This is a genomic window from Enterobacter sp. CFEC122, assembly GCF_052983755.1.
In genome coordinates this window covers 55,932-76,560 of the sequence record NZ_JBRIQR010000018.1, presented here as the reverse complement: position 1 = coordinate 76,560, position 20,629 = coordinate 55,932, and the positions used below count along the sequence as shown (strand labels likewise).

Genomic DNA, 20,629 nt, shown 5'->3' with positions numbered 1-20,629 from the left:
ATGTCTCTGGCAAAAGCATCGGTGTGGACCGCCGCGTCCACGCTTGTAAAAATTGGGGCCGGGCTGTTGGTCGTCAAGCTCCTGGCCGTCTCATTTGGCCCGTCAGGAGTGGGGCTGGCGGGTAATTTCCGTCAGCTTGTCACCGTCCTTGGCGTGCTGGCCGGTGCCGGTATCTTCAACGGCGTCACCAAATACGTTGCGCAGTATCATGATGATGCGGCCCAGCTTCGGAGGGTCGTGGGCACCTCGTCGGCGATGGTCACGGGTTTTTCGACCCTGATGGCGATCATCTTTCTGCTGGCGGCAGCGCCCATCAGCCAGGGATTATTCGGTCACACCCACTATCAGGGGCTGGTGCGTCTGGTCGCATTGGTTCAGATGGGAATTGCCTGGGCTAACCTGCTGCTGGCGCTGATGAAAGGGTTTCGTGATGCTGCCGGGAACGCGCTTGCGTTGATCCTGGGCAGCGTCATCGGCGTGATTGCCTATTATTTCTGCTATCGCCTGGGTGGCTATGAAGGCGCACTGCTGGGGCTGGCGCTGGTTCCGGCGCTGGTGGTTGTGCCTGCGGCATTTATGCTGATGCGTCGGGGCGTCATTCCGCTGAGCTACCTGAAACCGCAATGGGACTCGATGCTTGCCAGCCAACTGGGTAAATTTACCCTGATGGCGCTCATCACCTCCGTCACGCTGCCGGTGGCCTACGTGATGATGCGAAACCTGCTGGCGGCGCACTATAGCTGGGATGAGGTCGGGATCTGGCAGGGCGTAAGCAGTATTTCCGATGCCTATCTTCAGTTTATTACGGCTTCCTTTAGCGTTTACCTGCTGCCAACCCTGTCGCGTCTGACGTCCAGACAGGACATAACGCGCGAGATTTTCCGATCGCTGCGCTTTGTATTGCCGGCCGTCGCGGCTGCCAGCTTTACCGTCTGGTTATTGCGCGATGTCGCCATCTGGCTGCTGTTCTCGGCGAAGTTCACCGCCATGCGCGATCTCTTTGCCTGGCAGCTGGTGGGTGATGTACTGAAAGTGGGGGCTTACGTTTTCGGCTATCTGGTGATCGCGAAAGCGTCCCTGCGGCTCTATATCCTGGCGGAAATTAGCCAGTTTGCATTACTGACTTCGTTCTCGCACTGGCTGATACCCGCGCACGGTGCGCTGGGGGCGGCTCAGGCCTACATGGCAACCTATATCGTTTATTTCGCCGCCTGTTGCGGTGTATTTTTATTGTGGCGTAAACGCGCATGACTGCACTGATTCACATCCTGGGATCGGATATCCCACACCATAACCAGACCGTTTTGCGGTTCTTCAACGACGAGCTGGCATCGGGAGATCCTGATGCGCGTGAGTTTATGGTTGCAGGTCAGGATAAGGGCCTGAGCGAGGCGTTTCCGGCACTGACGATTCGCTTCTGGCCGGATAAGGCCTCACTGGCGAAGGCGGTGGTTGCCAAAGCCAAAGCGGATCGTAAGCAACGTTTCTTTTTCCACGGGCAGTTCAATACCGGCCTGTGGCTGGCGCTTCTCAGCGGAGGGGTTAAACCCTCCCAGTGCAGCTGGCATATCTGGGGAGCCGATCTTTATGAAGTCTCCCGCGGCTGGAAATTCCGTCTTTTTTATCCCCTGCGCCGCATGGCTCAGGGGCGCGTAGGCTGCGTTTTTGCTACCCGCGGCGATCTCAACTATTTTGCTAAACAGCACCCGAACGTGCGCGGCGAGTTGCTCTATTTCCCCACCCGCATGGATCCGGCGCTGAATGCCATGGCGAATGACGCGGTGCGAGAAGGCAAGCTGACGATTCTGGTGGGGAATTCCGGCGATCGCAGTAACGAACATGTCGCGGCGCTCAGGGCGGTGCATCAGCAGTTTGGCGACACGGTGAACGTGGTGGTGCCGATGGGCTATCCCGCCAACAACAGCGCCTATATCGACGAGGTTCGTCAGCAGGGGCTGGCGCTGTTTAGCGCTGAAAATCTGCACATCCTCAGCGATAAGCTGGAATTTGATGAATATCTTGCGCTGCTGAGAAAATGCGATCTCGGTTATTTCATCTTTGCCCGGCAGCAGGGGATTGGCACGCTGTGCCTGCTGATTCAGGCAGGTGTACCGTGCGTGCTCAACCGCGACAACCCGTTCTGGCAGGACATGGCCGAGCAGCATATTCCGGTGCTGTTTACCTCAGACACGCTGAATGTCGAGGTGGTACGTGAAGCTCAACGTCAGCTCACGCTGGTGGATAAAAACAGCATCGATTTTTTCAGCCCGAATTATCTCACGCCCTGGCACCGCGCGCTGCGTATCGCTGCAGGAGACAAAGCATGAGTCAGTTGCAATTCAGCGGCTTACTGGTTGTCTGGCTTCTGAGCAGCCTGTTTATCGCCACGCTCACCTGGTTTGAATTCCGCCGCGTGCGCTTCAACTTTAACGTCTTCTTCTCGTTACTGTTTCTGCTAACGTTCTTTTTCGGCTTCCCGTTGACCAGCATACTGGTCTTCCGTTTTGACGTGAGCGTCGCGCCGCCGGACATTCTGCTCCAGGCGCTTCTGGCGGCGACCTGCTTCTATGCGGTTTACTACGTCACCTATAAAACGCGTCTGCGTTCAGCGCAGACAGCTGCCCCACGCCGGGCGCTCTTTACCATGAATCGGGTGGAAACCCACCTGACATGGGTGATGCTGATGACTATCGCCCTGGTCAGCGTTGGCATCTTCTTCATGCATAACGGCTTCCTGCTTTTTAAACTCCACTCCTACAGCCAGATTTTTTCGGCAGAAGTCTCGGGCGTGGCGCTTAAGCGTTTCTTCTACTTCTTCATCCCGGCGATGCTGGTGATCTTCTTCCTGCGCCAGGACAGCAAAGCGTGGCTGTTCTTCCTGGTCAGTACCGTCGCATTTGGCATCCTGACCTACATGATTGTGGGCGGTACGCGCGCGAACATCATCATCGCCTTCGCGATCTTCCTGTTTATCGGCATTATCCGCGGCTGGATCTCGCTCTGGATGCTGGTTGCAGCAGGCGTGTTTGGCATTGTGGGGATGTTCTGGCTGGCGCTGAAGCGCTACGGGATGAACGTGGCGGGTGATGAGGCGTTTTACACGTTCCTTTACCTCACGCGCGATACCTTCTCGCCATGGGAAAACCTGGCACTGCTGCTGCAAAATTATGACAGGATTGATTTCCAGGGGCTGGCGCCGATTGTTCGCGACTTCTACGTCTTTATCCCTTCCTGGCTATGGCCGGACCGTCCTGGCGTGGTGCTGAATACGGCGAATTACTTCACCTGGGAAGTGCTGAACAACCATTCCGGTCTGGCAATTTCACCCACGCTGCTCGGTTCCCTGGTGGTGATGGGCGGGGCATGGTTCATTCTCCCCGGAGCGGTTGCCGTAGGGCTGATTATCAAGTGGTTCGACTGGCTTTACCTGCGTGGCAATGAAGAGACCAACCGCTATAAAGCGGCCATTTTGCACAGTTTCTGCTTTGGTGCCATTTTCAATATGATCGTTCTGGCGCGCGAAGGTCTGGACTCGTTCGTTTCGCGCGTGGTGTTCTTCATGGTCGTTTTCGGCATCTGCCTGTTACTGGCCAAACTGTTGTACTGGCTGTTTCACAGCGCCGGGCTTGTGCACAGGCGCGAGCGGCAGGGCAGCACAACGCTGTCGCAAGTCTGAGTAAGGATAGTAATGACTGATAGAATTTCTGCACCGCGCTATGCGCTACGTGGTCTGCAGCTGATTGGCTGGCGCGACATGCAGCACGCGCTGGATTTTCTGTTCGCCGACGGCCAGATGAAATCCGGTACGCTGGTGGCCATCAACGCGGAAAAGATGCTGGCGGTTGAGGATAACGCGGAAGTCAAAAGCCTGATAGACGCGGCCGAATTTAAATACGCGGACGGGATCAGCGTGGTTCGCTCTATCCGTAAAAAGTATCCTGACGCTAATGTTTCCCGCGTGGCGGGTGCCGATCTCTGGGAGCAGCTTATGGCCCGTGCAGGCGCGCAGGGAACGCCCGTGTTCCTGATTGGCGGGAAGCCGGAGATACTGGCCCAGACGGAAGAGAAACTGCGTCGTCAATGGAATGTTAATATTGTCGGCAGCCAGGATGGTTACTTCAAACCGGAAGATCGGCAGGCGCTGTTTGAGCGCGTTCGTGACAGCGGGGCGAAGATTGTCACCGTGGCGATGGGGTCTCCGCGCCAGGAGATCCTGATGCGTGACTGTCGTCTGGTCTGCCCGGATGCCCTCTACATGGGCGTTGGCGGCACATATGACGTCTTTACCGGCCACGTCAAGCGTGCGCCAGCGGTCTGGCAACATCTGGGGCTGGAGTGGCTGTATCGCCTGCTATCGCAACCGACACGCATTAAACGCCAGATCCGTCTGCTTCGCTACCTCGCCTGGCATTACACCGGGAAAATGTAATCAAAATGTAGCGCGATATGCTATTCGCGCTGCAACTCGCCTGCAAAACTGCTGATAATCTGTGCAATGCATTCATTTTTTTTATGCATCGTTTGCCATTTGGCACATTTTAAGAAACCATTCGCTCCGTATTTTAGTCCCCCTAAAAAACAATACCCGGTCTTAAGTCGGGAAACAGCAAACACAATCGAGGATCTATGGCAGAGAAAAAACAGGAGCTACAGCGTGGGCTGGAAGCTCGTCATATTGAACTGATAGCGCTGGGCGGCACTATCGGCGTGGGCCTGTTTATGGGCTCCGCAAGCACGCTCAAGTGGGCAGGCCCTTCCGTATTACTGGCGTACATTATTGCCGGGCTGTTTGTTTTCTTCATCATGCGTTCCATGGGCGAAATGCTCTTCCTGGAGCCGGTAACCGGCTCCTTCGCCGTTTACGCGCACCGGTATATGAGCCCCTTTTTCGGCTACCTGACAGCCTGGTCATACTGGTTCATGTGGATGGCGGTGGGCATCTCCGAGATCACCGCGATAGGGGTCTACGTCCAGTTCTGGTTCCCGGACATGGCCCAGTGGATACCCGCGCTTATTGCCGTGGGGCTGGTGGCGCTGGCAAACCTGGCCGCCGTGCGTCTTTATGGTGAGATCGAGTTCTGGTTCGCGATGATTAAAGTCACCACCATCATCGTGATGATTGTTGTTGGCCTGGGCGTGATTTTCTTCGGCTTTGGCAACGGTGGACACGCTATCGGTTTCGGTAACCTGACCGAAAACGGCGGCTTCTTTGCCGGCGGCTGGAAGGGTTTCCTGACGGCGCTGTGTATCGTTGTGGCTTCGTATCAGGGCGTAGAGCTGATCGGTATTACTGCCGGTGAAGCGAAAAATCCTCAGGTCACGCTGCGTAGCGCGGTGGGCAAAGTGCTGTGGCGCATCCTGATTTTCTATGTGGGCGCGATCTTCGTTATCGTAACCATCTTCCCGTGGAACGAAATTGGCACGACGGGCAGCCCGTTTGTTTTAACCTTTGCCAAAATTGGCATCACGGCGGCGGCGGGCATCATCAACTTTGTGGTCCTGACGGCCGCGCTGTCAGGGTGTAACAGCGGGATGTACAGCTGTGGGCGTATGCTCTATGCGCTCTCGAAGAATAACCAGCTGCCTGCGGCGATGAGCAAAGTGTCACGTGCTGGCGTGCCGGTGGCGGGCGTGGCGGTTTCGATTGCGATCCTGCTGATTGGTTCTTGCCTGAATTACATCATTCCCAATCCGCAGCGGGTGTTTGTTTACGTCTACAGCGCCAGCGTCCTGCCGGGCATGGTGCCGTGGTTTGTTATCCTCATCAGCCAGCTGCGTTTCCGTCATGCGCATAAAAAGGCGATTGAAAGCCATCCGTTCCGTTCAATTCTGTTCCCGTATGCGAACTATTTAACGATGGCGTTCCTGATTTGCGTATTAATCGGAATGTACTTTAATGAAGATACCCGCATGTCGCTGTTTGTCGGGATGATCTTCCTGGCCGCTGTAACGGCTGCCTATAAGCTTTTTGGTCTCGGTCGCCGTGCCACCACGCAGAAAGTGGAGGAATAAGCGGCAAAATGTGCAAACGATAACCAAACGCGCATTTTTTTCAAAAAAGCACTAGACAGCGGGGACGGAGGTACGTAATATCCAGCCCCGCAACGGCGCTAAGCGCCCGTAGCTCAGCTGGATAGAGCGCTGCCCTCCGGAGGCAGAGGTCTCAGGTTCGAATCCTGTCGGGCGCGCCATTTTAGTCCCGGCGCTAGAGCTGCGGTGGTCTGAGAAGTAGTCAGTACCGCGTGAAAGAATACAGTGGTGGCTATAGCTCAGTTGGTAGAGCCCTGGATTGTGATTCCAGTTGTCGTGGGTTCGAATCCCATTAGCCACCCCATTATTGAAAGAGTTGTGAATTGCGAAGGTGGCGGAATTGGTAGACGCGCTAGCTTCAGGTGTTAGTGTCCTTAGGATGTGGGGGTTCGAGTCCCCCCCCTCGCACCACGACTTTTTAAATGAATTGAACTAAAAATTCAAAAAGCAGTACATCGGCGAGTAGCGCAGCTTGGTAGCGCAACTGGTTTGGGACCAGTGGGTCGGAGGTTCGAATCCTCTCTCGCCGACCAATTTTGAACCCCGCTTCGGCGGGGTTTTTTGTTTGACGATGACTCCAGCCCGGTACTTCGCTGGACTGCGCCGTAGCTCGATACAGCAGGTTTATCAATAACTTACGCGCGTCCATCATATGCCGGTGCTTTCTGAAACTTGACCCGGTTTTCCCTCGCGCCGCTCCTATCTGGCTCTTGGAATCCGGGTCGTTCCAAGGAGTCATCATGGCTAAGATCAAGCTCACCAAGACCGCCGTAGAGTCAACGCAACCCCAGGCCAAGGACATCGAACTACGGGATACCGTAGTGCCGGGCTTCCTGTGCAAGATTACCCCGAAGGGCCGCCGGGTGTTCATGCTCCAGTACCGCACGAACTCCGGGCAGCCCCGCAAGCCCTCGCTGGGCCTGTTCGGGGAACTGACCGTGGAGCAAGCCCGCGTCATGGCGCAGGACTGGCTGGCCGAGGTTCGCCGGGGCGGCGACCCCGGCGGCGCCAAGGCCGAGGCGCGCAAGGCGCCCACGGTCGAAGCGCTGTGCAAGAAGTTCATGGAGGACTACTCCAAGAAGCGCAACAAGCCCAGCACGCAGCGCGGCTACCAGGCCGTCATCGACCGCTGCATCGTCCCGCTGATCGGCCGCAAGAAGGTGCAGGACGTGAAGCGGCCCGACATTGCCGGGCTGATGGAAAAGCTGGCCTACAAGCCGGCCGAGGCGAACAACGCCTTCGGCGTGCTGCGCAAGATGTTCAACCTGGCCGAAGTGTGGGGCTATCGCCCGGACGGCACGAACCCGTGCCGCCACGTCCCGATGTACCCGCCCGGTGAGGAAACCCGGCTCATCGTGGACGACGAACTGGCGCTGATCTTCCGCCATCTGGAGAAGCTGGAGGCGGAAGGACTGGAGAACTACGTCATCCCGCTGGCGATCCGCCTGCAATTCGAGTTCGCCGGCCGTCGCTCCGAAATCTGCACGCTCGAATGGGATTGGGTCGATCTGGAGAACCGGCGCGTGGTTTGGCCCGATAGCAAGACCGGCGGCCTTTCAAAGCCCATGAGCGCGGAAGCCTACCGGCTGTTTTCGACGGCACCGCGCCGGGAGGGCTGCCCCTACGTCCTGCCGTCGCCCAACGACCCGACCAAGCACCTGACCTTTGGCGAGCACTACGGCGGCTGGTGCCGGGTGCTCAAGGCCGCCGGCGTCCCGCACGTCGGCACGCACGGCATCCGCCATCGCTCGACCACCGACATTGCCAATTCGGGCGTGCCGACCAAGGTAGGCATGAAGCTGACGGGCCACAAGACCGTGGCGATGTTCATGCACTATGTCCACACCGAGGACAAGCCGGTGCGCGATGCGGCCGAGCTGGTGGCCAGCCGGCGACAGGCCATCACGGGCGCGCGGCGCCCTGCGGAGGCCACGGCATGAGCAAGAAGACGCTTTCAGTGGCGGGGAAACCTCCCGCCGCCTTGCCGACCGACTATCCCCGTTCTGCAATTTCCGAGACAGTGTCTGGGAAATTCGGCCTCGCCGAGCTGGCCAAGGTCTTCACGCTACCGTGGTCGGCCTATGCGCTGCTGATTTCGGCCAAGGATGCCCGCGTGACCGGTGGCCGGCATCCCGTCCTGTCGGCTCCGATTGTCGTGCCGGCGTCACGACAATCGGGCGGGTCATCCCTTCTATGTAGGTGCTACACCGGAGACTGGAAAAGTATGCCCGTTTCGGGTATAGTTTGGAGGTCGAAATGACGGACATCCTGAAGCGCAAGGACTTTGCACGCTGGCAGTCGGGCGAGAAGCTGCCCGATGCCGCGTTGTGCAAGGCGGTTCAAGAGATGGAAAGCGGTCTGATCGACGCGGACTTGGGCGGCTCCCTTTACAAGAAGCGGGTGGCCCGCCCCGGCGGAGGTAAGAGCGGAGGCTACCGCACGCTGGTATCGGCCAGGATCGGCAGCCGCTACGTGTTCCTGCATGGTTTCCCGAAGAACGACAAGGTGAACATCACGCAGGACGAAAAGAAGGCGCTGCAATTCGCCGGCAAGGTGTTCCTGGAACTGTCAGCGGAAGCTCTGTCGAAGGCATTGCAGGCCGGCGTGTTATTGGAGGTGCATTGTGAGCAAGATCATTGAATCGCTACGTGGCGACCTGGCTGCGCTCCACGAAGTGGGCGCAATCAGCAAGGTGACGATGCGCAAGTTCGACGCGATCTGCCCGCCACCGGTGCGGGAGTTCGGTGCTGCCGACATCAAACGCCTGCGCGAGGCCTTGAAGTTCAGCCAGCCGGTGTTCGCGCTTCACCTGCATACCACAGCCTCGACGGTGCGCAAATGGGAGCAAGGCGAGACTCGCCCGGCCGGTCCGGCCCTCAAGCTGCTTAACGTCATCGCAGACAAGGGCTTGCAGGCCATCATCTGATGCCTGACGAAGGAGATAGGCATTGGCGACGCGAATTGATCCTTTCAGCTCACAGCATCTTGAAGCCGCTTGCCGTGTGCTTGCAGATACCGAACGGGGCCTGAGCGGAACGCAGATCGAGCGCTTGTTGCAAGAAATCGAGGTTGCCGACACGTCGCCCGGCATTACCAAATGGAAGCGGTTGTTCAATGCGCTGGCTGGCGCGCAGAACTGGCACCAGATCGGGAACCATCTCATCATGTTCATCAATCGCGCGATGAACCCGGTGAACTACGCCCGCGACCCCGCGACATTCACTTGGCGGCGCGACGAACTCAATGTCGTCCTGGCCTTCTCCGGCTTCTACGTGCGCGAAGACGGTAAGGTTGGGCACGCCGACAAGGCCACGACGCTTGATGCCGCGCGCGCCCGAGCTGGACGACTCAAAGCCGCGCTCGAAAGCCGCGTCGTCCACGCGGAAGTGCTGAACTATTGCCGTGCCGAGCTGCTGGACGAAAACTACTTCCATGCCGTGTTCGAGGCAACGAAAGGCGTTGCGGAGCGGATTCGCCTGCTGTCGGGCCTGCACGGCGATGGCGCTGACCTGGTGAGCAAGGCATTCGCAGGCCAGCAACCCATTCTCACCTTGGGATCGCTCACCACCGAGTCCGAAAAGAGCGAGCAGAAAGGCTTTGCTAACCTGCTGATCGGCCTGTTTGGTGCCGTGCGCAATCCGCTGGCCCATGCACCCAAGACGAATTGGCCTATGTCCGAGCAGGACGCACTGGACATCCTGACGCTGGTGTCGCTGATTCACCGCAAGCTGGACGGCGCCACGAAAGTCGCCGCCGTATCGCCATAACGGAAAGAGAAGAATGGACGAGGCGATCGTTGTCTTCTCTCGGAAAGGGATCTTTCAGACCACGATCGCCGCACGCGACGTTCGCAGCCGGGAGCATGCGCGCAAGCTGTGGCCCCTGGTATCTCCCGGCGCATCACGGCAGATGGTGACATGGGTCAGCCCATCCTTTGAAAGCGGGAAGCTGCGCCGGCGATCCCATTTCCGGATGCTTCCTGCCCAGCACACCTATAGCCCCAAAGCGCACTTCGATGATGAAGAAGCCAGTCGGTGGCGCACCGTGCAGGAAAGCGCCGAACACCGACGCGCGAAGGAACTTGTCGCGGCTGAACTAGCCCGACGCTTGAACGCCGGACTTGCAATGCCCTGGGCGTTCAAGGACGCGGATGCGTCTGACTATTCGCTGGAAGGCAACTTGCTGCTTGGCGCCGATCGGGTGGCGATCGAGCACCCGCTGGAAACACCATTTGGCAGCAAATTCCGACTCGACGTTGCCGTGCTCGGGCCGCCTGTCCAGACCGAGCCGATGGTGCTGGGGGGCGTCGAAATCGAACTCGGGCATGCCTTTGATGGGCGCAAGGCGCTAATCGGAAAATCGCTTGGATTCCCCCTCATCTCCATCGACATCACTGAGATGACGCTGGCAGAACTCACACCAGGATGGGCGCAGAAGGTGCTGACCACAACCACGCGGAGTCATGAGCAAGGACGCCGGCAGACATACATCTACCTGCATGATCTCTTGTATCCCCTCTATGCGCAGCTACCTGCATTTCTCGACGATGAACAGCGCCACCAGTTCCTTGTGTTTGCGGACGACAACACTCTAAACAAGCTGGTGCGCTGGATGAACGCGCTGGCCGAAAAGCTGGAGTACTCGAAGGGTACGGTCGCCGTTGCCCTGGTCAATGGCAAGAACGAACAGTCGCGCAAGATGCTGGAACGCGCCGGACAAGTGGTTGGCCCCGACTGGGCTGAATTCAACGACCAACGATGCCTGCGTCTGACTCTTCCGCGACCAAAAGGTCCGGCTGATCTCCAGGCTCATCGCTTCCACATGACGATGGCGCGCGTTCTGCTGTCGCGCACCGATGCGCTGGTTGGCTACAAGTATTGCAACGGTGTGGACAACAACCATCCCGAAGAAGATGTATGGGTTGCGCATCGCTGGATCGCCGACCTGAAAACTCATACCCAGCACCGCGTATTGCCCAAGCGACTGTCTGAACCGATCAACAGGTTGATCGCGGTGGTTTCGGACCTGCATCGCAATCACGCGGCAACCAGCCAAGAGGCGTGACCATTCCCATACTGAATTTCAATCTATAGCTGTTTTTTGCGCTTTTTTCCGAGGGGCCGAAGAAGACAAAGATGGCAAGCACTCGAATAGGCGTTCTGCGTAGACGAAGCCCATTCGCCTGACAGAATCCTGATCGAAATACAGCAGCCAAGCGGCAAGCAGCGCTAGGGAAATGAGTAGTGTCAAGCCGGCTGCGAGCCCTGGATCAGCAAAATTCATTGGGTTGAAGTGAGGCGGTGCTACCCGTAGGACCTTTGCGATCAAAAGTCCGTAAAGGATGCCCACGAGACACGACGCGACACCGACGGGCTTCATCGCCAACATGTTGCGATGGAATCCATACGCGATGTTCTCCTTCAGCAAGAGCTGCTTGTTCGAGCGCGTGAGTTCGCGAAGTCGTTTGGTTGCCCCTATGTACGTGTCGTCTGCCTGTTCAGGGGCTGCCAACTCTTCTTCCGCTGTTGGCATCGCGATGCCAAGTTTGGCAGTGATCGCCGTGTGGTAGCGCTGCTTGCTGACACCATCGAGAAACCTGTCGCGGTGGCGCAGTGCAATGGTGGTGGGCATGCCCCCCCACTTGGCAACTAAGGTTTCTTCGAGTTTCTTACCGCGGCCACGGGCAACGCTCGCAAGCGCATAAATGGCCCCACAGCCACCAAGCAGGCCAATCACACTCGTAAGCACAGGATGCTTGGCTCCGTAGACGCACAACAACGGAACCAGTACCGGCAAGGCCACAAGAAGCCCAGGAACAACCCGCGCCTTGCGCTCATAAGGGTCCTTGACCAGTTCAAAAATTGTTGTCATACGGAGTCAAGCCTGTGCCGTAAGGGCATCGATGTAGGGTTGAATATCGTCACGATTTTTCAGCGCGATCTGTTGTGCGAGCGGATCTGGTGCTTCCTTGGTGTGCAAGCCCAAACGTCTTAGTGTGTAGTAAAGGAATGCTTGACGGCACGGAAGCTTGACCTGTCCGTCTTCCATGCCGTAGTCCAACTCCAACACTCGTTTCTTGGCCGCCGGCAAGTCGGGGTGTGGCGCAAGGATCAGTGTCAGCACAGTATGCCAATGCGTATCCTGACTGAAGTCCACTTGGCTCGGCTCTATACCATCGATGCGAAGGATTCGAGCGAGGACGAAATCGCTGAAACGCTGGCGCTTGTGGCAAAACGCGCGCACGTGCCAACGAAAGCCATCGTAGCCAAGAGCGTGTGGCGACAACAGGCGAATTGACTCGTTCAAGGACGTCATGGACTGGTAACTGACTCGAATAGCTTCCTGCTGCCGTATTGCACGAACCACCAATTCGACAGTCTGCTCGTCGATGGTGCGCCAGGGGGAAGGAGCCCAATCTGTCTCCGGCGCGGATCCGATAAAGCTGGCAGTTGACTCAACCACCCCCATCTTGGTTGCCAACAGTTCTGCCAGATAACGTTGTGCAGAGCTTCGCTGGTAAAGCGGACGAAAACTCGGCGCTGCCGTGTAGGTCTTGGAGCTGCGGTCGTATGTCAGATTGTTCGGTGCCAGTTCTGTGTACTTGGCAATGTCAAGTGACGCTTGAGGCACTGATATGCCGAAGTGCTCAGTGAGATCCATTCGATTGATGCGCCGCTCCCAGCGCAACCGAAAATCGATGAATTGAAGTCTGCTCTCCAGCCCCCAGCTCAGCCCCTTGGGCTCAACAGGTTCGGCAGTAGCAACGGGGGGCTCTTGCATCAGTAGCGCCTAAAAAGTAGACGGATCAACAAAATAGTCGTACATTAACTATACGCGATCACTCCTCAGTCGTCTACTCGGAGACCCCAAGTGCCCACCACCATCACCTTTTTCCCCGTTGACAACGGGGACATGACCCTCATCAAGTTCGGTGATCTTGATGCCACCACGCTGCTGATCGACGTAAACATCCGACAAGACGCCGACGATCCAGAGGGGGAGGCGCGTGATGTCGCCAAGGACCTGCGCGATCGACTGAAGAAGGATGAAAACGGCAGACCATATGTTGATGCCTTCCTGCTGAGCCACCCCGACGACGACCACTGCCGAGGGCTGACTCGTCACTTCTACTTGGGCGAGTTGGATAAGTACCCGGACGACAAGAAGGACGACAAGGACAAGAAGATCGTCATTCGCGAGATGTGGTCGTCTCCCATTGTGTTTCGCCGTGCGAGCAAGACCCTCACCTTGTGTGATGACGCGAAGGCTTGGGCTACCGAGGCGCGCCGACGTGTTCAGTTGAATCGAGACAAAAACTTCACCGTTGGGTCCGGTGATCGCATCCAGATCATGGGGGAGGACATCAATGGAAAGACCGATGACCTCACCTCCATCGTGCGGAAGGTCGATACGCGCTTCTCTACGATCAACGGCAAGAGTTCTGCATTCTTCTCTGCGTTTCTTCTTGCACCTTTGGAGGCCAAGGACGATGAGGAAGAGGAAGAGTGCCTGGTCAAAAATCAGTCCAGTGTGATCCTGAACTTCACATTAGCTGCCGATGCAGCGACACCAGATGGCGCGAAGTTTCTTACTGGCGGGGATGCTGAAGTATTCATCTGGAACCGCCAATGGCAGCGCCATGAGGCCGAGACTGAGGTGCTGGAGTACGACATCATGCAGACACCTCATCATTGCTCTTGGCACTCTTTGTCCTATGACAGTTGGTCGAAGTGCGGAGAAAAAGCAAAACTGGATGCAGATGCAAGAAAGGCGCTCTCACAGACCCGTGACGGCGCCGTCATCGTCGCAAGTTGCAAGCCCATCAAAGCTGATGACAGCGATCCGCCCTGCATCCGTGCAAAGCGTGAATATGTAGAAATCGTGGAGGAAGCAAAAGGTGAGTTCTACTGCACGGGCGAGTACCCGAGCGAGAAATCTGTGGAGCCCCTCGTTTTCACCGTCACCTCCCAAGGTGTGCAGCCCCCCTCGAAGAAGGAAGCTGGATCGAAGGCCGCCGCCGTGATCACCTCCGCGCGAACTCCCATGCCGCACGGGGCATCATGACGGACGCTATCGCAGACGCACTGCATCAACTTCAGCGACATCGGGGCTTGACCCGCGTTGGCGAACCAAAGGTAATCGGTGCATCGACGCAGATAGAGGTCGATGTTGCCGTGCAACTGCCAAACAGGTCTCGGCGTAGCGGCGTCTCCGAAACCGGGGTGCGTGCCGTCGAGACATGCGTTCTGGTATTCGGCGGTGACTGGCCCCTATCCGCGCCCAAGCCCTTCTTGCGTGCGGACTTCCCACTCAACTTGCCACACATAAACCCCCATCGCGAAGGCGAGTTGGTTTCGCCATGCCTGTTCGAAGGATCTTTGAACGAACTGCTGCATCGGTTTGGTCTCGACGCCATTGTCGATCAGTTGGTTGATTGGCTGCACAAGGCTGCTGCCGGAACGTTGTTGGACCTGGAGCAAGGGTGGGAACCGACGCGGCGAGACAGTTGTCCTTCGACCGTTGTCTTCAGTGCCGAAAAGGTCGCGGCCGCCGCCCCCGTTGACGGCGCGGTTTTGGTGGTCTCCGCGAGCTACGTGACGATTGATGGCGGGCTATACGCCATCATCGATGACGAGCTGAGCGCACAAGTCGATCCTGTGTTTTCCCAAGGCGTTCACAACGACAAGTTGGGCAAGTGGGGGAATGGCCATACCGCGACCTTCATTGCGCGGGGACCAATCACCGATGGCCACCTGTATGTAGTCGAACGCTATCAACCGGAGACGGTTGTCGATCTTACGACACTGCTAGATCGAGCAGCAGAACTTGGCATCGATCGTGACGCTTTAGCCCAAAGCTTGGAGGGTTATTACCGGCGCTCGATTCTGGATATGCAACAAGACTCGCGTGGTTGGGTGCACGGTTTGTACGCGATTGTGATTCTGACTGTACAAAGACCAGCGCCGCTTGTTGGATCACCAGGCCGGAATGTCGAGGTATTGCCCTATGTGGTGCGCTATGAACTCAACGCTCAGTCGCTCCTAGAGCGAAATGCCACGGTTCACCCCGCCTTTCATGCGCATGCGTTGTCTCCCGAGCTGCTGGCACGGACATCCGGTATCCCGTCAGCAGCCACATCGCAGTCGCTGGTCATCCTCGGCTGCGGTAGTGTGGGATCAAAAATCGCGATGCACCTCGGGCGGGCTGGTTTCGGCTCAATGACTTTCGTTGACAACGAATCCATGTCACCTCACAACGCAGCTCGGCATGCACTCATTGAGCGAGCATCGGTGCTGGTCCTACCGCGAAAGTCTGCGCTGATGAAGACGGCCTTTGGGGAACTGTCGCATCTTCAATCGCGCGCGTTCGACGCTGACGCTGTGACTCTCTTAGTCGATCCGGAAAGATTCGCCACAATTGTTCCGCAGGATGCTGCCCTTATCGTGGACACGACGGCTTCACTTCAAGTGCTGGCCGCAGAAATGCAATCAGAAGCATTGGACCAATCCCCAACTCGACTGGCACGGGTAGTGATGTATGGCCAGGGGCGTTGTGTCGCGGTTTTGCTTGAAGGGCCAAGTCGCGCTGGTCGGGTTGATGACCTCACGGCTTTCTTGTTCGAGTGCTGCCGGTTTGTGCCAGAACTTCGTGCGTCGATTGCCGGCGATACGTCGGAGCCGACGCGCATTTTTGTAGGGGACAACTGCCGCTCACTGACCATGCCAATGTCAGATGCCGTTGTTTCGCGGTCGGCATCACTGGCTGGAGTGCAACTGGAGCGCTGGCTCGTTGATGGGCTTCCGGAGGAAGCGACGCTTTGTGCTGGTATCTCGGACGCCGAAGGCCTTGGCATGGCATGGAGCCGTGCCAGCCTTGGCCCGACCACTGTGCTCGATGTAGCGGACGATGGCGGCTGGAGCATTCGGATTCTGCACCCTGTGGCGCACGCGATCGATGCTGATGCGCTGCACTGGGGGGCGGTGGAAACAGGAGGCGCCTTGGTTGGCCGTATCTCGTTTGAAAATCGAACCATCACCATTGCAGGCCTTGTTGAGGCACCGTCTGACAGCGTTCGCGAGGCCGCTCGTTTTGTCCTTGGAACCAGTGGGCTTGTCCAAAGTTTGCGCGCTGCAAACGCGGCCTCTTTAGGATATCTCGCTTTCATTGGCACTTGGCACACCCACCCGAAAGGCGGCGCGCATTCGGGGATAGACCGAAATACCTTGCGCAGCATCGCAGAGGATGCCGGTGGCCTTCCCGCCGTGTCGTTGGTCTGGACTCCGACAGGACTCACGTGCGCGGTTGACCGCTGGTAAGAACAAAGTCGCCGGCACTTTTTGGCAAAACACGAGGGGGATTTATGGCTGACTACTTCGAGATTGATTTTTTAGGCGTCGAAACAGCGAAAAGCGGGGATGCGATCACGCTACGCTATTCGGTGAATGGCACTGAGGGCGTACACGTCGTTGACGGCGGATACCTGGATACGGGAGATCAGATCGTCGAGCACCTGAAAACCTATTACGGAACAACTGTTATCGACCATGTGATCCTCACGCACCCTGATCGCGACCACGCCAATGGGCTGCGGAAGGTCTTGGAGCAATGCACAGTCAAGAATCTCTGGATCAACAGGCCATGGATATACGCGGATCAATTGATTGATCGCTTCGAGAACTATGAATCAGTTGAAGCCCTGAGAAGGAAGCTGCGGTCCATCTATGATGCTTCGGCAGCTCTTGAGGATATTGCGCTGGAGAAGGGAGTTTCCATTCATGCCCCTCTTCAGGGGCAAAGCATTGGCCCATTCATGGTAATGGCACCAACTTTGGGTCGCTATCTTGACCTGATCGTAGATTCATCGAAGACACCGGAAGCTGTTGAGGAAAGCGCTATGGATAGTGCGCTGAGCAGCCTATTCCGGGTAGTAAAGGCCGCGACGGCCTATATCAAGTCCCTGTGGGGCGAGGAGTATTTTCCACCGGCTCCCACCAGTAGGGAGAATGAAATGAGTGTGGTGCAGTCGGCTGTGCTGAACGGCCATCGCATTATGCTTACTGGTGATGCCGGACGAGAAGCGTTGCAGGAAGTGATCGACTATGCCCCCTTTGCGGGACTTACGTTGCCCGGAATTCGATACTTCCAAGTGCCTCACCACGGAGGTCGGCACAACGTCTCGACGGAAATTCTGGATCAATTGCTGGGGCCACGCTTGGACGCGATGCCTGACAATCACCACTGGAATGCCATATGCAGCTCCGCCAAAGCGGACGAGGATCACCCGCGGAAGTCGGTGATTCGCGCTGTATTGCACCGGGGCGGGCACTGGGCGGCAACTGAAAGCAAGAACATCCGCATCGGCGCGGGCATCACCCGTGATGGCTGGGTGCCGATTCCTCAGGCGCCATATCCCGAAGATCAAGAGAACTGACTTCGATAGAAGGTCAGCACCATTTTGATTTTCTGCTGACTACATTGTTTGCGTCTCGGCGTGCCGCCGTCGGGTTCGCGGGCTACGCCCCGCGCTTCGTTCCGAATCGCGGCCGTCCGGCTTTGACCCCTGACGCCTTCGGCCCTTGCGGGCCTGCGCACTCCGCTTGCACAAAGGCGGGTGTGGGCAGTGGGCGGGTGTAGGCGGTCTTGCTGTTCCCTTTCACCCTACCACGGCGTTCTCGCCGTAAAGGGCTGCGCGTGCTCGCACGCTTGCGGCCGTGGCCGTCTTCGCCCCTGTGACGGCTTGCGCTGCGCCGTGCTGGCGACGGTTCCGGGCAATTCCGCCCGAGCAACCGGAGCACGATCATGTCGCAACTGTCCATTCCTTCCTTCGATTCCCCGTTGATGCTGCGTGACTCGCGCGGGCGCTACCGTCAGGCATCGGCCGACCAGATTCTCGAAGCCGCGCGCCAGGTCATCGACCAGAAGATGCAGCGCGGTGACGAGTTCACTTCGCCGGCGGCGGTCAAGGACTACCTGCGCGCCAAGCTGGCCGGCTTCGAGCACGAAGTCTTCGCGGTGTTGTTCCTCGATACGCGCCATCGGCTGATCGACTATGCCGAGATGTTCCGCGGCACGATCGACAGCGCGGAGGTTCATCCGCGCGAAGTGGTGAAGGAGGCGCTGCGGCTCAACGCGGCGGCGGTCATCATTTCGCACAATCACCCGAGCGGGAACCCCGAGCCGAGCGCGGCCGACAGGGCAATGACCTCGCAGCTTCGGCAGGCGCTGGCGCTGGTGGACGTTCGCACGTTGGATCACATCATCGTGGCGGGCGGCACCACCACGTCTTTCGCCGAACGTGGCTTGATCTGATCGAGGGGGCTTCGGCCCCCTTTTTGCTGCGCCCGGTGGCGCAGCTCCGGCCCTCGCGGGCCTGCGCGTGCTGCGCACTTGCCAACGGCAGGTGTGGGTGTATCGCGTTGGTGGCGGTCTTGCTGTTCCCTTCACCGTATCACGGCGTTCTCGCCGTGCAAGGGCTGCGCGCGCCTTGCGCGCTTGCGTCCTGGCGGCCGTCTTCGACCCCTGACTGCTGCGCTGCGCCGTGAGGGCGACGGTTCCGGGCAATTCCGCCCGTGCAACCGGAGATCGTCATGAACGACAAATCACACGTTTCCCTCGAACAGCACGTTTGCCTGGTCTGCGGCGCGGCGTTCGATACCGGCGCCATCCTGCTGGACAAGCGCCTGCGCGCGAGCATGGGGCGCCACACGGCGACCGGCTGGGGCCTGTGCCCCGAGCATCAGAAGCTGTCCGACGATGGCTTCGTCGCGTTGGTCGAATGCGATCCGCAGCGCAGCGGCTCGCAGGCTGGTGGCCGCATGAAGCCCGAGCAGGCGTACCGCACGGGCCGGCTGGCCCATCTGCGGCGCACGGTGTTCGCGCAGGTGTTCAACGTGCCGATCGCGGACGAGCAGGCTTGCGTGTTCGTTGAGCCGGGCGTGATCGAGCAGTTGCAGTCGATGACGGCGCCGGCGGCGAGCTGATCGCGCCGCGCTGCCTTCGGTGCGTCGTCCCTGCGGGGGCGGCGCACCTTTTTTTCTGCTGCGCCTGTTGCCGGCTTCTTCGCGCCTGCGGCGCCGCGCGATGCTTGGCGCTCCTCGATGCAGCCGAACCGGCTGCGCCGGATCGGCAATACCAATGCCGCAAAGGCTGTTTGTCCACCACAGAAGATCCACGCTGCATCTCCACGACTGCATGGGCGTCCCCGGCCAAGAAACATGGCCGGTCGCGCTGTCGTGCTTCGCATCGAGCCGCCTGCGGCGTCTCGCCCCTTCGGGCTTCCATCGTTCCCTCGCTCCGCTCGGCTGACGCCTACGGCCCGGCTTCCAGCTTCGGGCCTGCGCGCTTCGCTTGCCGTGCGGTCAGCACATAGGGATGGCCGTTGCCTTGTCCAGCCGTCTCCCCTGACTTCATCACCTTGCCCGCGACCGTAGCCCGCTCCCGTGTGCCGTCAAGGCGCTCAGGGCCGTGTCCTCGGCTGCGCCTGCGGGCCGCACCAACCCTGCGCTTGCCTCCTTGACGGCCCCCGTCCGCGCGCTCCTTGGCCGCTGGGCGATGAACTCAGGAAAGACGGTGGCAACAGGGCCAACCGGGTTCCTCGTGCCGACCGCACCAAACAGCCGAAAGGCTGGGCTTCCGAATCTAGGAATCCGGTGTGCGGTTTGAACAGCAAACCCTTTTCGTCAGGAGAAATGCCATGCAACTCGCATCCCGATTCGCTTCCCGTTCCCCTTCGCTGCGCAGCGATTACCCGCTGTCCGACGATCAAATCCGCACGGTCGCGCCGTCCATCTTCGCGGACGCCCCGCACGAAAGCCGTTCCGAGCGGTATGCCTATATCCCCACCGCCGCCGTGTTGGCCGAGCTTCGCAAAGAAGGCTTCCAGCCCTTCATGGCGTGCCAGACCCGCGTGCGCGACGAAGGCAAGCGCGAACACACCAAACACATGCTGCGCCTGCGCCATGCAAGCCAGATCAACGGCGCGGAAGCCAATGAAATCGTGCTGCTCAATTCCCACGACGGCACGAGCAGCTATCAGATGCTCGCCGGAATGTTCCGGTTCGTGTGCAGCAACGGTCTTGTCTGCGGCGACACCGTGGCAGACGTGCGCGTGCCCCACAAAGGCGACGTGGCCGGACTGGTCATCGAAGGCGCTTACGAAGTGTTGAGCGGCTTCGATCGCGTGCAGGAATCCCGCGATTCCATGCGCGCCATCACCTTGAACGATGGCGAATCCGAAGTGTTCGCCCGCGCCGCGCTGGCCCTCAAGTACGACGACCCCGACAAGCCCGCGCCCATCACGGAATCGCAAATCCTGATGCCGCGCCGCTTTGATGACCGCCGCCCGGACTTGTGGAGCGTGTTCAACCGCACGCAAGAGAACCTGACCCAAGGCGGCCTGCGCGGGCGCAGCGCCAACGGACGCCGCCAGCAAACCCGCCCGGTGCAGGGCATCGACCAAAACATCCGCCTCAACCGTGCGCTTTGGCTGCTGGCCGATGGCATGCGCCAGTTGAAAGCCTGAACCCCCACGCGGCAGGGGCAGGCAGCAGCCCTTGCCGCTTCTCTCGCTGCTGCATCCCTAACCGCAAGGAGTTATCAC

General features: G+C 58.7%; 19 protein-coding genes and 4 tRNA genes. 21 read left to right on the top strand and 2 right to left on the bottom strand.

Annotation, left to right across the window (positions count from 1 at the left end; translation table 11 throughout):
• The 15 genes from wzxE (at position 1) to ACVCAM_RS14405 (ending at position 11,094) form a co-directional block, all read left to right on the top strand.
• Entirely contained in the window at positions 1-1,251 is a 1,251-nt protein-coding gene (gene wzxE / locus ACVCAM_RS14475; protein ID WP_023326289.1) for a lipid III flippase WzxE, read from the top strand.
• The gene (locus ACVCAM_RS14470; protein ID WP_447093616.1) at positions 1,248-2,327 is read left to right on the top strand and encodes a TDP-N-acetylfucosamine:lipid II N-acetylfucosaminyltransferase; all 1,080 of its coding nucleotides are present in this window, start codon (positions 1,248-1,250) and stop codon (positions 2,325-2,327) included. Before wzxE ends, ACVCAM_RS14470 begins: the two co-directional genes overlap by 4 nt.
• Entirely contained in the window at positions 2,324-3,676 is a 1,353-nt protein-coding gene (gene wzyE / locus ACVCAM_RS14465; RefSeq protein ID WP_407223748.1) for an ECA oligosaccharide polymerase, read from the top strand. The genes ACVCAM_RS14470 and wzyE overlap by 4 nt, the downstream gene beginning before the upstream one ends.
• A 12-nt stretch (positions 3,677-3,688) precedes the next feature.
• Positions 3,689-4,429, top strand: coding sequence for a lipopolysaccharide N-acetylmannosaminouronosyltransferase (gene wecG / locus ACVCAM_RS14460; protein WP_008501554.1), 741 nt, complete (start codon positions 3,689-3,691; stop codon positions 4,427-4,429).
• A 197-nt stretch (positions 4,430-4,626) separates the two neighbouring features.
• Entirely contained in the window at positions 4,627-6,012 is a 1,386-nt protein-coding gene (thrP, locus tag ACVCAM_RS14455) for a bifunctional threonine/serine APC transporter ThrP (RefSeq protein WP_021242842.1), read from the top strand.
• A gap of 102 nt (positions 6,013-6,114) precedes the next feature.
• A tRNA-Arg gene (locus tag ACVCAM_RS14450) sits at positions 6,115-6,191 on the top strand.
• A 67-nt stretch (positions 6,192-6,258) separates the two neighbouring features.
• Positions 6,259-6,334 (top strand) — tRNA-His (locus tag ACVCAM_RS14445).
• Positions 6,335-6,355: 21 nt separating this feature from the next.
• Positions 6,356-6,441 (top strand) — tRNA-Leu (locus tag ACVCAM_RS14440).
• Positions 6,442-6,486: 45 nt separating this feature from the next.
• Positions 6,487-6,563: transfer RNA gene (locus ACVCAM_RS14435), tRNA-Pro, on the top strand.
• 207 nt (positions 6,564-6,770) lie between these two features.
• Positions 6,771-7,970: a tyrosine-type recombinase/integrase gene (locus tag ACVCAM_RS14430; RefSeq protein WP_058172873.1), complete on the top strand. Its 1,200-nt coding sequence runs from the start codon at positions 6,771-6,773 to the stop codon at positions 7,968-7,970.
• Positions 7,967-8,290: a hypothetical protein gene (locus ACVCAM_RS14425; RefSeq protein ID WP_086250394.1), complete on the top strand. Its 324-nt coding sequence runs from the start codon at positions 7,967-7,969 to the stop codon at positions 8,288-8,290. Before ACVCAM_RS14430 ends, ACVCAM_RS14425 begins: the two co-directional genes overlap by 4 nt.
• Positions 8,287-8,670: a type II toxin-antitoxin system RelE/ParE family toxin gene (locus tag ACVCAM_RS14420; protein WP_058172874.1), complete on the top strand. Its 384-nt coding sequence runs from the start codon at positions 8,287-8,289 to the stop codon at positions 8,668-8,670. Before ACVCAM_RS14425 ends, ACVCAM_RS14420 begins: the two co-directional genes overlap by 4 nt.
• Positions 8,654-8,956, top strand: coding sequence for a helix-turn-helix domain-containing protein (locus ACVCAM_RS14415; protein ID WP_005304626.1), 303 nt, complete (start codon positions 8,654-8,656; stop codon positions 8,954-8,956). Before ACVCAM_RS14420 ends, ACVCAM_RS14415 begins: the two co-directional genes overlap by 17 nt.
• A gap of 22 nt (positions 8,957-8,978) precedes the next feature.
• Positions 8,979-9,797 (top strand): TIGR02391 family protein, encoded by an 819-nt coding sequence (locus ACVCAM_RS14410; RefSeq protein ID WP_058172875.1) that lies wholly within the window; start codon positions 8,979-8,981, stop codon positions 9,795-9,797.
• A gap of 13 nt (positions 9,798-9,810) precedes the next feature.
• The gene (locus ACVCAM_RS14405; RefSeq protein WP_058172876.1) at positions 9,811-11,094 is read left to right on the top strand and encodes a hypothetical protein; all 1,284 of its coding nucleotides are present in this window, start codon (positions 9,811-9,813) and stop codon (positions 11,092-11,094) included.
• A gap of 18 nt (positions 11,095-11,112) precedes the next feature.
• Here ACVCAM_RS14405 and ACVCAM_RS14400 read toward each other — a convergent pair whose 3' ends face one another.
• Both ACVCAM_RS14400 and ACVCAM_RS14395 read right to left on the bottom strand, forming a co-directional pair.
• Entirely contained in the window at positions 11,113-11,901 is a 789-nt protein-coding gene (locus ACVCAM_RS14400; RefSeq protein ID WP_033959559.1) for a hypothetical protein, read from the bottom strand.
• Between the two features lie 6 nt (positions 11,902-11,907).
• Positions 11,908-12,810, bottom strand: coding sequence for a helix-turn-helix transcriptional regulator (locus tag ACVCAM_RS14395; RefSeq protein ID WP_058172877.1), 903 nt, complete (start codon positions 12,808-12,810; stop codon positions 11,908-11,910).
• 90 nt (positions 12,811-12,900) lie between these two features.
• Between ACVCAM_RS14395 and ACVCAM_RS14390 the strand changes: the two genes are divergently transcribed.
• The 6 genes from ACVCAM_RS14390 to ACVCAM_RS14365 all read left to right on the top strand — a co-directional run bounded on the left by ACVCAM_RS14390 (position 12,901) and on the right by ACVCAM_RS14365 (position 20,551).
• The gene (locus ACVCAM_RS14390) at positions 12,901-14,094 is read left to right on the top strand and encodes a hypothetical protein (protein ID WP_033959564.1); all 1,194 of its coding nucleotides are present in this window, start codon (positions 12,901-12,903) and stop codon (positions 14,092-14,094) included.
• Positions 14,091-16,346 (top strand): ThiF family adenylyltransferase, encoded by a 2,256-nt coding sequence (locus ACVCAM_RS14385; RefSeq protein ID WP_058172878.1) that lies wholly within the window; start codon positions 14,091-14,093, stop codon positions 16,344-16,346. Before ACVCAM_RS14390 ends, ACVCAM_RS14385 begins: the two co-directional genes overlap by 4 nt.
• Positions 16,347-16,390: 44 nt before the next feature.
• Positions 16,391-17,461 (top strand): hypothetical protein, encoded by a 1,071-nt coding sequence (locus ACVCAM_RS14380; RefSeq protein ID WP_058172879.1) that lies wholly within the window; start codon positions 16,391-16,393, stop codon positions 17,459-17,461.
• 407 nt (positions 17,462-17,868) lie between these two features.
• A complete protein-coding gene (radC, locus tag ACVCAM_RS14375; protein WP_447093617.1) occupies positions 17,869-18,339 on the top strand; it encodes a RadC family protein in 471 nt (156 codons plus the stop codon).
• Between the two features lie 278 nt (positions 18,340-18,617).
• Entirely contained in the window at positions 18,618-19,010 is a 393-nt protein-coding gene (locus tag ACVCAM_RS14370) for a hypothetical protein (protein WP_058172880.1), read from the top strand.
• Between the two features lie 713 nt (positions 19,011-19,723).
• On the top strand, positions 19,724-20,551 hold the full coding sequence (locus ACVCAM_RS14365; protein ID WP_058172881.1) for a DUF932 domain-containing protein: 828 nt from the start codon (positions 19,724-19,726) through the stop codon (positions 20,549-20,551).
• The last annotated feature ends 78 nt before the right edge of the window (positions 20,552-20,629 follow it).

Bases quoted from the DNA above. Each gene is read 5' to 3' on its own strand.
- ACVCAM_RS14425 (WP_086250394.1), top strand. From the start codon at position 7,967: ATGAGCAAGAAGACGCTTTCAGTGGCGGGGAAACCTCCCGCCGCCTTG.
- wecG (WP_008501554.1), top strand. From the start codon at position 3,689: ATGACTGATAGAATTTCTGCACCGCGCTATGCGCTACGTGGTCTGCAG.
- ACVCAM_RS14385 (WP_058172878.1), top strand. From the start codon at position 14,091: ATGACGGACGCTATCGCAGACGCACTGCATCAACTTCAGCGACATCGG.
- ACVCAM_RS14430 (WP_058172873.1), top strand. From the start codon at position 6,771: ATGGCTAAGATCAAGCTCACCAAGACCGCCGTAGAGTCAACGCAACCC.
- wzyE (WP_407223748.1), top strand. From the start codon at position 2,324: ATGAGTCAGTTGCAATTCAGCGGCTTACTGGTTGTCTGGCTTCTGAGC.
- ACVCAM_RS14395 (WP_058172877.1), bottom strand. From the start codon at position 12,810: ATGCAAGAGCCCCCCGTTGCTACTGCCGAACCTGTTGAGCCCAAGGGG.
- ACVCAM_RS14420 (WP_058172874.1), top strand. From the start codon at position 8,287: ATGACGGACATCCTGAAGCGCAAGGACTTTGCACGCTGGCAGTCGGGC.
- ACVCAM_RS14380 (WP_058172879.1), top strand. From the start codon at position 16,391: ATGGCTGACTACTTCGAGATTGATTTTTTAGGCGTCGAAACAGCGAAA.
- ACVCAM_RS14370 (WP_058172880.1), top strand. From the start codon at position 18,618: ATGAACGACAAATCACACGTTTCCCTCGAACAGCACGTTTGCCTGGTC.
- thrP (WP_021242842.1), top strand. From the start codon at position 4,627: ATGGCAGAGAAAAAACAGGAGCTACAGCGTGGGCTGGAAGCTCGTCAT.
- ACVCAM_RS14400 (WP_033959559.1), bottom strand. From the start codon at position 11,901: ATGACAACAATTTTTGAACTGGTCAAGGACCCTTATGAGCGCAAGGCG.
- radC (WP_447093617.1), top strand. From the start codon at position 17,869: ATGCTGCGTGACTCGCGCGGGCGCTACCGTCAGGCATCGGCCGACCAG.
- wzxE (WP_023326289.1), top strand. From the start codon at position 1: ATGTCTCTGGCAAAAGCATCGGTGTGGACCGCCGCGTCCACGCTTGTA.
- ACVCAM_RS14470 (WP_447093616.1), top strand. From the start codon at position 1,248: ATGACTGCACTGATTCACATCCTGGGATCGGATATCCCACACCATAAC.
- ACVCAM_RS14365 (WP_058172881.1), top strand. From the start codon at position 19,724: ATGCAACTCGCATCCCGATTCGCTTCCCGTTCCCCTTCGCTGCGCAGC.
- ACVCAM_RS14405 (WP_058172876.1), top strand. From the start codon at position 9,811: ATGGACGAGGCGATCGTTGTCTTCTCTCGGAAAGGGATCTTTCAGACC.